We start from the raw sequence: 10,960 nt of genomic DNA, 5'->3' as shown, positions 1-10,960 counted from the left end.
AATTTGCTTGCTATTCGGGAGTAGCACCCTTTGAATATTCATCAGGAACCAGTGTAAAAGGCAGGACCAAGGTGAGTCATTTAGCAGACAAAAAGATGAAATCATTGCTTCACATGTGTGCATTGACGGCTATCAAATATGATCCACAGTTAAAAGAATATTATAATAAAAAGAAAGCCGAAGGTAAAAATTCGATGCTAGTATTAAACAACATTAGATGTAAAATTATAAGTCGTGTTTTTAGCGTAATTAACAGACAAACTCCATATGTAAATACATATAAATTTGCCTGTTAATTTTTAATATTTTATTTGTTTTTTATCATAGAATGCGTCAGCACGGGGGTGTAGGTGTAGTCAACTTTTTGAAGGCCGTTCGGGATTACCTAGAATTATTCGTTAACTAACTCCAAATACATTTTCCCTCGATTACCATATATGGAAAATACTCTTCACTCCAACTTTCACCATCAGTTGAAATTTTTAAACATAAAGCATCCCTTTTCTCATAAACGCCATCTGCATTTTTAAAATTAGCTGATACATCATAAGCTATAGCTCCAGCTTGAATTTCATTATTAAATATTTTTTTAGAAAAGCTATCGATCAATATATCAATCCATTTAACTCCCTTTGAAACTTCCTCTGCATCATCAAAAATCATGACTGGTTTTATTTCATTTTCCAATAACTCGGAACCAAAAGGACTAAATTCTCCCATATCCTCAATAAACAATGTTGCTCTATAAAAAATATCTTTTTTTAATTCTAACAAATTATTTTCATTCATATAATTTTAATTTTAAGTACATGTAGTGCACTCTTGTTTTGGCTTGGGTTGAGGTGTAACTGCTTTAGGTAAAACAGGTTTTTTAACTGCAGTATTGTCAATAATAGTTGTATTTGTACTTTCATAAGTTTTTATTTCAAATCCAGCTTTTTTCAATGGCTCCGTCAACTTTGCTGTTTGATTTATAATCAATTCAGGTTTAACCCCATTCGCTTCAGATTCAGCTTTTTGCAATCTCAATTGTCTTGTAAGTGACTGATTCTTTACGTCTTTAATCTCGACTGTAGCACCATCAGTTTTTTTTGCATCAGGAATAGTTATTCCCTCTTTTCCTGTCTTAGGGTCAATCCTAGTAACACTTTCAGTATTCTTTTCTAATCCATGTCTTGCCAGTTGTTCAACTTCCGTTGCTCTACCTCGTGAAAAATTTTCGGATGTTTTAGCTCCTACCTCTATGGTATTTCTTGCCATGGTAACCATTGTGCCAGATGTGGGCGTTGTACTGGAAGACTCGAGCATTACCCCTGCAAACGGAGCCCAAAATGGTCCCAACTCTAATCCTTCGAGTTCTCTTCCCATACCAAGTTTATTTTCAGCAAAAGCATAAGGAGAATTATAAGTATAATCTTCAGCTAACGGATCAATGCTCATAAACCTACCAATTGCATAATCATAATTACGCCATTTGAAGCTGTCCCAGTTAAGTCCTAGTTCGTCTTGACGCTCTTGTCCTTGGTACTTATACTGATACTTATTCCTGTGCACCTCGTCTATAACCGCATACCCCGTACCATCAGGATTTACAAGCTGTACTTATGGTAATTCTGGAGGTGGTGGAGGTGGTAATATAACACTCTCAAAAAATTCATGCTTTTTCTGCTTATCAAGCATCTTTACTATGCCTTGAACAAAATTATCTACCTTTTCATATTTATCACATGTATTACTAACAAGAGTGATTTTTTGGTCATTCCGTTTAATAACAAGTACGTAATTCATTCCATCCGCATAATGGTTAGTGGTTGAATCACATGGTATATTATAAATTTGAGAGATTTCATTTTGGATACTTTCAAATTGTACTTTGTTTAAAGTAGACTTGTAGAGCCTTCCCATTTTATCCTTTGTATTTAACAGAATTACTACACTACTATCAACTTTAATTTTATAAGAATTGATTGAATTATTATACATTACACTTAAATCAATACTACTATAAGCTACAGTTGATTTATTTTCCTTATTACATCCTCCAATTAAAGCGAATGCTAATATTATTAATATTTTTTTCATAATTATTACATATGACGACTCATTCCCTTCTTTATTTGTTCTTCTGACTTTTTTGATCCTTGACTTCTAAAATATTGTTTAAGGATTGGCAGGGTTCTCTTTTCGTCAATTTCATCCCTAATACCTTGATTGTGATGAAGATAATTTGTCCTCCATCCTTTATAATGCCTGTTTTCAGACTTATCAAGCCAAGTATCAATATCCCTAACAATATCTTTATCGATATTTGAAGAATTAAGCTTCCTATCATTTAGATAATCCTCACCATATTTTTCAACATGGTAGAAAGCCTCATGGGCTATGTCTTCAATATTTTTGTCAACTCTTGTACCACCGCTCACATTAAGAGTGACTTCCAAATTACCATTCTCAAGTGTATGGGTAGTTAATCCATTTGCTCCCCTTGTCTCACCTCCAAATTTTAAATCGGTATCGTTTTTATCAAACTTACCTGCTTCTTTATACTTGTGTCCTGCAATTGTTTGCCCTTTTGACGCAAAATTTGACAAAAAAGCAATACCCTCTTTTGATTGAGCAAAACTATTAAAAGCCTTAACTAAAGCTGGGTCTTTGTATTCACCATCCTTATTTTTAGCATAAATGTGTGAAGTATCAATATGCCTACCATCTGGGTCTATAAACAGGATAGGATTATTACCTGCATAAGCATAAGGATTAATACCATAATACTTTTCCGCAAGCGGGTCAATGTTCATCCATCTTGATATTGCAGGATCGTAATTTCGTGCACCATAGTCATACCAGTTCAAATCGAACTCATCTTGGAACTCTTTGGAGTTATAACGATACTGATACTTATTCCTGTGCACCTCGTCTATAACCGCATATCCCGTACCATCAGGATTCCGAACATAATCATGCCTCCCATCCCCATAGTTGGCATGCTTCATCCCAAAAGGATAATAATGGTTCTCCTCAAGTATAGAAAGCACCGTGCTTCCCTTTGGCATCGTATAGCTAACCCTTATGTTGCCCAAATGGTCCGTATAGTTGTACACATAGTCAAAATCCTTGCCATTGGTCACGCTCACGTATCCTTCTGCCGTCGGGAAATGCTGCAATATCCCTCCAACATACTGGTAACCGCCCAAATAATCCGTCACCGTGTTCACCTGTTCTGTCGAGGATTGGTGCACCACCTGCTTGGAAACCTTCTGACCCAATGCGTTGTGAATATGTGATTATTTATTTGCTTTTAATAGAGTAAACATTACCCAACATTACCATCAATCCAAATATTTAAAACTTTTAGCTAAATCTAAATACTTGTCAAAATTTTTACTCTTAATATTATATAAAAGGATAGTTACTTTTCCGTCTGAATAAATTTTTGAAGTTCTCCCAAAAATCTCATGTTCTAAATCATCTTCATTATACTTTCTTTTATTCCAATAAGAACTCAAAAAACGATTAATTTCTTCATTATTAATTTCTCTTACCATCCAGTTTCCGTTGTTATCACTATTCCTATATCCAGAATTAATATAGATTATTTCTTTGTTAGCATATTCGAAATAAAATTCATTGTCAGATATAAACCACCCCTTTATATTTTTTGGAAGATTAAGTGAAAAATTTGTCGTGTAATAAACCTCATTATCAGCAACTGCATTTATCTTAGATTTATACACGAACTCATTGTAATTCTTTAAATAAGTGAAATCTACAAAATCTGTATGGATACTTTTTCCACGGTCAACATATGTGCCACAAGAAACGAAAAATATGATTAATATGATTATTAGATACTTTTTCATTGTGTATTTATTGTTTTTATTGTTTCTTTCAATTCTGAAAATGGAATGGTAATAATAGGATTATTCCCTTTATTAGTATCATAAAAAGCCGCTGTTGGAATAATCTCTACTTTAGGAGTTTGCCCAATTTGACTTGTAGATAAATGTTCTGTTTCTTTTTTATACCCGAGAACAACAGAAGGTTCAGTGTAACCCTTATTATTAGCTGGGGCGACATCTGCTCCAGAGCCCATTGCTTTACCAAACTGTTTTATATTTCCTGAACTATCAAATTTATTGGGATGCAAATGTACATCTGAAATAGGAGTACTTCCATTTTCACTTAATTCAGCACGTGCACTAGCCCATTCTTTTGAGCCAATTTCACCAGCCTTTGCACCAGTTACAATTTCCGACTCTCCATTTGTTCCTCTCATAAATCCTTGCTCAGTAAATGATTTATTTTCCGCATCATTATTATATATCTCACTCATTTTATCACTTTCAGAGTCAGAAAACGCACTTACTACCTGTCCTTTATCAATAGCACTTTGCACCTTAGATTCTTTTTCACTTTTTGTTAAGACCATTTTCTTATCCGTCTTGCCATCCTCAATGTGCTTAACATGTTTACCATTCAAATTATAAAAATCAGTCGGAGGTGTTGCAAACATTCCATCTGGGTCGACAAATATCATTGGATTATTATAACAGTATACATATGGAGACCATTTCCTACTTACTTCCGCCAGCGGGTCTATGTTCATCCAACGTCCCAAAGCAGGGTCATAATTTCGTGCCTGATAGTCGTACCAACCAAGCACCAGCTCGTCTTGGAACTCCTTTCCATTGTACTTATACTGGTAGTTGCTCCTCTCAACCGCCTCTTCAACGATACGTTACCCGAAACAACTAATCCGATAGATTAACATAATTAGAATTTATATAATCTTCATTTATAATCTCTTTATATTTATCGGATTCAAAAAAAGGTTCATTAAAACTAAAATTTCCAATAGGTAAATAAACTAAACCTTTATAATTAATCATTTTTTCATCGTTAGAAGATAAATTGCTACAACAAAAATCACCCTTAACTGGTGTTACATATATTGTTATTTTTTCTGTATATCCATTAGTCCATTTTTTAACTACACTCTCAACTTTTTTACGGTTATCCTCGACAATATATTTAAGTTTTTCAATATCAGATTTTATTTTATCACCAATAGTAAAATCTTCTTTTGCAACTAATGTAAATAGAACTAAATCCTTATTTCCTTTACAGTCATTTAAATCATTTTGAGAAAATTCATCAAAATATAATGGGTACTTCTTAAAATCCCTATCCCCTGTTAAAGAATCTATTGGTACTATCCAATAATAATTTCTTGTAGGATGTTGGTCTTTATTTCTATCAATTTCGTACGTGATGATTACATATTCTGATGTTGATTGCTGGCAAAAAACAAAAGAATTAAAAAACAATAAAAACCACAAAATTACCTTTTGACTATTACTTCTTTTCATAACTATCTTCTATTATTCTATCTACTTCTTTAGTGTTAATCTGCCCAGGGGGTGAATCCATTAAACCACCATCACCACCAGGATAATCATCCTCTTTCTTTACTCCTGTCATTAAAGTATGTGCAACTTCATGGGCTGTAGCACCAGGCACACTTGAGTTCACAGTTATTTTTACATTTCCTTGTGTTAAACCTAAAGCCCCGCGAGAACTACCAGTTGTTACAACAGCTGCAGGAGCAACACTATTTGGAGCACCTGTATATGCCGTTTCTCCTGATTCTACTCCATTAGCAATACCAATGTTCACAACATCTCTTGTACTTCCACCATCTGTATTATTAGTTTCCAGTGCAATAACATCAAATTGGAATTCAACGGATTCTCCTGCAGAGTTTTTAGCACCTGCATAAAAGCTTTTTAATTCAGCCTTAACACTATTTACTTTTGCAATATTAGATTCCGCTATTCTTGCGTTTTGTCTTTCTATTCTTGCTGCTCTTTTAGGACTTGCTCCTGCATTAATTGGTCTTGGTGCTTGGGTTAATACAACTACATTCTTTTGTATTACATGTGTTCTAATTCCAGCCCCATCAACTTTTGAAGAATGTATTCCTTCAAGTCCTTCCAATTCAAGGTGGCTTATAACTTTATTTTCCGCAAAATTATATGGTGATTGATAAGTATAATCTTCCGCTAACGGGTCAATACTCATAAATCGACCAATGGCATAATCATAATTTCTATATTTAAAACTGTCCCAGTTCAGTGATAACTCATCCTGACGCTCTTGGCCTTGATATTTATACTGATACTTATTCCTGTGCACCTCGTCTATAACCGCATATCCCGTACCATCAGGATTTCGAACATAATCATGCCTCCCATCCCCATAGTTGGCATGCTTCATCCCAAATGGATAATAATGATTCTCCTCAAGTATAGAAAGCACCGTACTTCCCTTTGGCATCGTATAGCTAACCCTTATATTGCCAAGATGATCCTTATAATTGTAAACATAGTCAAAATCCTTGCCATTGGTCACGCTCACATATCCTTCCGCCGTCGGGAAAAGCTGCAATACTCCCCCCACATACTGGAAGCCCGAGAGGTATTCCGTCACCGTGTTCACCTGTTCCGTCGAGGATTGGTGCACCACCTGCTTGGAAACCTTCTGCCCCACTGCGTTGTAAATATAGGAAATAAATTTCTCACCCTGATCCACCTTGAAGTTAATCCTTGTGGGCAGGTTCAGGTGGTTATAGGCAATCCCATCGATGCCCTTGTTCCAATCATACGTCATGTTGCCGTTGAGGTCATAGCCATAATCAGGCATTGCCACACCGTCAGGATGCTGCCCATCCCGGAAACCGTCAAGGCTGTTGGTGTGGTCGATCACCTTGAGCAGCTTGTTGTGGCTGTATTGGTACTCGAGGTTGTCAATCGGGTAGAGAAAACGCGCCCTACAAAAATTACATTTTATTTCCATGACCTATTTTGATACACTAAGATACAAGAAAAGCATTTTTAGGCCTTATCCGACCTCAAAAATAGAAGAGGTGACCTGTTGGGTCACCTCTAATTGGTTTAGAATCTCAAAATACACATTGTTTTTCAAGGAGTTAGGGTAATGCTTTTCAAAAACACCTAATCTGAAACATTACCAGAATAATTAGCGACAAACACATCTGATAAATTACCAATTTTTAGCACTTTTAATATTTTTGTTTTGATATATATGTTTTATAACTCATTATTTCTTTAGAATATTTGCCATTTTCACGTGTATTTCTATACCCTTCTTTGTAGAAATCAATCCACAAAAAAGCACTTTTGTCAATTGACGTAGAATAATATCCATTACTATCAGTAAATAGTTCAATCTTATCATGACCTAAATATTCGTCATGATTATTATTCCCAAAGTCATCTTCATATCTGTCATTGTTAATTATAACCTTTACTCTTTCAATAGGTTTTTTTGTTGATTCATCAAACACATATCCTTCTAGTTTTAAAATTTTAGTATCTGTTTGAGAATTAAAAAACATCATAACGTAAATAATAAAAGCGACTATAAAAGCTAAAATTAAATATGCTGAAATTTTAATGTATTTTTTCATGTTAGTTTCCATTTATAACTTCATTTATTCGTTTTTGAATATTTTGTTTCGCAACTGTTTGAATATTACCATGGCTTACGTTGCCTCCTGTAATTTTGATATTTTTCACTTCTGCTTTCCCTTCGGATGTATGTGGAAAACCCCTTGAACCCATAACATTCGAACCACCATCACTAGAGCTATCTTCACTTCTATTTGGGTTATCGGAATCACCACTAGATTCACTACCACTTGAATTGCCAGACGCATTAGTCTGAAAAAAATTAAATGCTTGTGCAACATTATCTGGAACACTTGTGTCAACGGTTGTTCCCCTTAAAAGACCGTCCGAACTATCTACAGTAATAAGTCCGTCAATTGGAATACTAGGAACTGCTTCAGCAAGATTAACAGCATTATCACCTCCATAACTATAACCATAAATTAATACCGTATCACCAGATTGATAATTATCATTTAAAAAATCAGCTCCAGTTTGAACACCCATTTCTTGAGTTGCGGCTGGTGCTATAATAACTCCTTCAAATCCCATTCCTTTACTTTCAGCATAGCTTTTTGTTGAATTATAGATATTTCCAGCACCTCCAGCAGCTGCAGCAGTAGTTCTTCCTCCGTTACCATCTGGACCACCATGATAAAATACTGCTAAAACTCTTGGTTCTCTATTAATTACATCTGTGCCACTTGTTGGCTTACCTTCTAGACCTTCTAGCTCAATTTTCCAAACAGGACTGTTATGAGCAAACTGATAGGGAGATATTGACATGTATTCTTCAGTTATTGGGTCAACTCCAAAAAACCTACCTATAGCATAATCATAATTTCTGTGTCGGAATGTGTCCCAGTTAAGCCCCAGCTCGTCTTGACGCTCTTGTCCAAGAAACTTATACTGATACTTGTTCCTGTGCACCTCGTCTATAACCGCATACCCCGTACCATCAGGATTCCGAACATAATCATGCCTCCCATCCCCATAGTTGGCATGCTTCATCCCAAAAGGATAATAATGGTTCTCCTCAAGTATAGAAAGCACCGTGCTTCCCTTTGGCATCGTATAGCTAACCCTTATGTTGCCCAAATGGTCCGTATAGTTGTACACATAGTCAAAATCCTTGCCATTGGTCACGCTAACATAGCCTTCCGTTGTCGGAAAAAGCTGCAATATTCCTCCAACATACTGGTAACCGCCCAAATAATCCGTCACCGTGTTCACCTGTTCCGTCGAGGATTGGTGCACCACCTGCTTGGAAACCTTCTGCCCCAAGGCATTGTAAATATAGGAAATAAATTTCTCTCCCTGATCCACCTTGAAGTTAATCCTTGTAGGCAAATTCAGGTGGTTGTAGACAATTGCATCGATGCCCTTGTTCCAGTCCTGGACCATGTTGCCATTGGCATCATAAAAGTAGTCGGACTCGGTGACCCCGTTTGGATGCTGCCCATCACGGAAACCATCAAGGCTGTTGGTGTGGTCGATCACCTTGAGCAGCTTATTGTGGCTGTATTGGTACTCGAGGTTGTCAATCGGGTAAATGGCACCACCATCGGCATCAAGGTAGCCGTTGCGGTACATGCTCGTGATGTTCCCGTTCCGGTCATAGGCCATCTCCTCGTTATAGGAATTCGTAACCTGCTGGATCACAGGGTTGCCCAGGATCGGCTTCTGGTAGATGGCATCGGTCAGCCTGTTCAGGTTATCATACACATAGCCATATTTCCGCACCACGTTGTCACTGCCCGATTTCCAGTAGGTCTCCGAGATGTTACCGTTGTAGAGCGGTGTCACCGTGTTGCCAATCGAATGGTCCACCGTATTGTAGTTCAGCCTGAAGGCAAAGAGGTCGGTAGGCGAGCCGCTTTCGCTTAGGCTTGCCATGCTGTTGATCTCCTTGAGCCAGCCTCGGATGTTATACGTAAAATCGACCTTCTGGAGCCCTGTTGCCGTACTGGCAAGGCCACCCACTTTCTTGTTCTTGAGCTGTCCAAGTGCGTCATATTCGTTCTTGGCGATCAGCTCCACGGGTCCCGCAGTGCCCTGAAAGGTAATCCTGTGGTTATGGGTCAGGAGCCTGTCCTGTGCCGTATAGGTAAATTCCTCCCTTGTCAGCAGCTCGTCACTGCTTGCCTGACGCTTGTGGCGGGTAAGGGTATAGAGCGGCTTGCCTGTAAAATCCAGCTTGGTATCCGTATAGGTGTAGCCCCCAAGATGGTTGGCAGTATAGGTCCGTATGGGCCTTGACCGCTTGTCATAGAGCGTGTGGGAAGCCTCACCCGAGGTGGAGGAAGCGGTGGTAATCACCCTTGCCCATGATCCCGTTGGCAATCCCCTTGGCTTCTTTGTCGAGTTGTTATAGAATACCGGTTCACCCTCCACCGCCGTGAAGGCAGTAGGGGCGTTGGGAAAGGCATAGTCGTCATAATAGTTCACCGTCAGGAGCTTGAAACCACTTGGATAGGTCGCCGTGGCATACCCTGTCGCAATATTGTCGACGGTCGAGGTGCCCCTTGCAAGGTTGGTGATGGCACCATTGTAGGAAACCTGCAAGGTGTTCCGTGTCGTGGAGCTAACGGTGGCCTGGTACCATCCCGTAATCACGGGGCGGCTGAGGGCATCATAGCGGGTCAGCATCCATCCCGAGGTGCCTGTCCCAAAGGGAGAATAGGCAGGTCCGGTAGCCACCACCCGGTCCAGCTTGTCATAGACGATAAACTCCCATTGCTTGCCGGGAAGCTTCTTCTCCACAAGGCGGTTGCGGGAGTCATATTTATACTGGTAGCAAAGGTCATTGAGCAATCCGCTGATGTTTCCCGTAGCAAGCGGCGGCACCACATAGGTCAGGTTGTCAAACTGGTCATAGATATAGTAGGTGTCATGGGGTGTCACGCTACTGCCCACCAGATTATAGGTACGCTTGAGTACCACCTGTCCCTTCTTGTTCTTGAATTCCTCGGTGGTCGAAAGCTTGATATTGTTGGCCGGAACCGGCTTCCAGTTCTCGTCCTTGGTGATGGTCTTGTAGAGCTGGTTGGCAGGATAGTAAGTGGTCCCTGCACCGTTTACCAATGCAATGTTATACAATGGGGAGGCAAAGGTGGTGTGCAAGGTGGCGTTGGCCTTGAAGAGCTTCACTTCTCCGGCCACGTTGGTCTTGTAGTCAAACTTGATGGTATGGTCAAGGTCGCTTGTAGGGTTTACCATCCAGTCCGCTCCCGGGGCTCCCTGCTCAAGCACCCTGCCAAGTGGCGAGGCCTCCAATCGCTTCTGGCTGTAGGGGTTTGTGGTATTCTCATAGGCTGTCGTATTGTAAAAGGCCGATACGTTGGCTACTGCCGCTGCATCATAGGCCATGGTGGCCGTCTGTGCGGCATAGGGAAGGTAGTCGTGGGTCTGCCTGCCAAAGTTGTCATAGACAATCGGGGTCACAATATCCGTTCCCGTTCCCGATTGCTTGTGGGCAACCTGCTGCATCG

The 10,960-nt window shown here is 39.1% G+C and carries 11 protein-coding genes and 2 pseudogenes; 1 reads left to right on the top strand and 12 read right to left on the bottom strand.

All coding sequences use genetic code 11. The features are described 5' to 3' along the window. Window positions 1-296: transposase (locus G508_RS0115400; protein ID WP_026706156.1), on the top strand; the 296-nt coding region annotated here is incomplete at its 5' end. Window positions 297-402: 106 nt separating this feature from the next. Here the strand turns inward: G508_RS0115400 and G508_RS0115395 are convergent. From G508_RS0115395 to G508_RS20620, 12 genes and pseudogenes are all read right to left on the bottom strand, one after another. Beyond that, window positions 403-789, bottom strand: coding sequence for a hypothetical protein (locus G508_RS0115395; protein WP_026706155.1), 387 nt, complete (start codon window positions 787-789; stop codon window positions 403-405). A 12-nt stretch (window positions 790-801) separates the two neighbouring features. Next, window positions 802-1,554, bottom strand: coding sequence for an RHS repeat-associated core domain-containing protein (locus G508_RS0115390; protein WP_026706154.1), 753 nt, complete (start codon window positions 1,552-1,554; stop codon window positions 802-804). A gap of 48 nt (window positions 1,555-1,602) precedes the next feature. After that, entirely contained in the window at window positions 1,603-2,082 is a 480-nt protein-coding gene (locus tag G508_RS0115385; RefSeq protein WP_026706153.1) for a hypothetical protein, read from the bottom strand. A gap of 5 nt (window positions 2,083-2,087) precedes the next feature. Then, a complete protein-coding gene (locus tag G508_RS19650) occupies window positions 2,088-3,242 on the bottom strand; it encodes an RHS repeat domain-containing protein (RefSeq protein ID WP_245569878.1) in 1,155 nt (384 codons plus the stop codon). 87 nt (window positions 3,243-3,329) lie between these two features. Further along, window positions 3,330-3,860, bottom strand: coding sequence for a hypothetical protein (locus G508_RS0115375; RefSeq protein ID WP_026706152.1), 531 nt, complete (start codon window positions 3,858-3,860; stop codon window positions 3,330-3,332). Then, a complete protein-coding gene (locus G508_RS0115370; protein WP_245569879.1) occupies window positions 3,857-4,537 on the bottom strand; it encodes a hypothetical protein in 681 nt (226 codons plus the stop codon). Before G508_RS0115370 ends, G508_RS0115375 begins: the two co-directional genes overlap by 4 nt. Before the next feature lie 33 nt (window positions 4,538-4,570). Continuing rightward, window positions 4,571-4,663, bottom strand: a pseudogene (locus G508_RS20625) (hypothetical protein); the annotation flags it as partial. An 88-nt stretch (window positions 4,664-4,751) separates the two neighbouring features. Continuing rightward, the gene (locus G508_RS0115365) at window positions 4,752-5,369 is read right to left on the bottom strand and encodes a hypothetical protein (RefSeq protein ID WP_026706150.1); all 618 of its coding nucleotides are present in this window, start codon (window positions 5,367-5,369) and stop codon (window positions 4,752-4,754) included. Further along, the gene (locus G508_RS0115360; protein WP_245569877.1) at window positions 5,356-6,765 is read right to left on the bottom strand and encodes an RHS repeat-associated core domain-containing protein; all 1,410 of its coding nucleotides are present in this window, start codon (window positions 6,763-6,765) and stop codon (window positions 5,356-5,358) included. The genes G508_RS0115365 and G508_RS0115360 overlap by 14 nt, the downstream gene beginning before the upstream one ends. 316 nt (window positions 6,766-7,081) lie before the next feature. Next, window positions 7,082-7,489, bottom strand: a complete 408-nt coding sequence (locus G508_RS0115355; RefSeq protein ID WP_157486061.1) for a hypothetical protein — start codon at window positions 7,487-7,489, stop codon at window positions 7,082-7,084. Between the two features lies 1 nt (window position 7,490). Beyond that, the gene (locus G508_RS0115350) at window positions 7,491-9,812 is read right to left on the bottom strand and encodes an RHS repeat domain-containing protein (RefSeq protein WP_169628044.1); all 2,322 of its coding nucleotides are present in this window, start codon (window positions 9,810-9,812) and stop codon (window positions 7,491-7,493) included. 900 nt (window positions 9,813-10,712) lie between these two features. After that, window positions 10,713-10,958 (bottom strand): annotated as a pseudogene (locus G508_RS20620) (DUF6443 domain-containing protein); the annotation flags it as partial. Window positions 10,959-10,960 lie beyond the last annotated feature (2 nt).

The sequence above is a fragment of the Flavobacterium soli DSM 19725 genome, from assembly GCF_000422705.1.
GTDB lineage: Bacteria > Bacteroidota > Bacteroidia > Flavobacteriales > Flavobacteriaceae > Flavobacterium > Flavobacterium soli.
Note: the sequence above shows the minus strand (reverse complement) of the source record. Positions and strands in the feature narration are given on the sequence as shown.

Bases quoted from the DNA above. Each gene is read 5' to 3' on its own strand.
- G508_RS0115395 (WP_026706155.1), bottom strand. From the start codon at position 789: ATGAATGAAAATAATTTGTTAGAATTAAAAAAAGATATTTTTTATAGA.
- G508_RS0115385 (WP_026706153.1), bottom strand. From the start codon at position 2,082: ATGAAAAAAATATTAATAATATTAGCATTCGCTTTAATTGGAGGATGT.
- G508_RS0115375 (WP_026706152.1), bottom strand. From the start codon at position 3,860: ATGAAAAAGTATCTAATAATCATATTAATCATATTTTTCGTTTCTTGT.
- G508_RS0115370 (WP_245569879.1), bottom strand. From the start codon at position 4,537: ATGATATTTGTCGACCCAGATGGAATGTTTGCAACACCTCCGACTGAT.
- G508_RS0115365 (WP_026706150.1), bottom strand. From the start codon at position 5,369: ATGAAAAGAAGTAATAGTCAAAAGGTAATTTTGTGGTTTTTATTGTTT.
- G508_RS0115355 (WP_157486061.1), bottom strand. From the start codon at position 7,489: ATGAAAAAATACATTAAAATTTCAGCATATTTAATTTTAGCTTTTATA.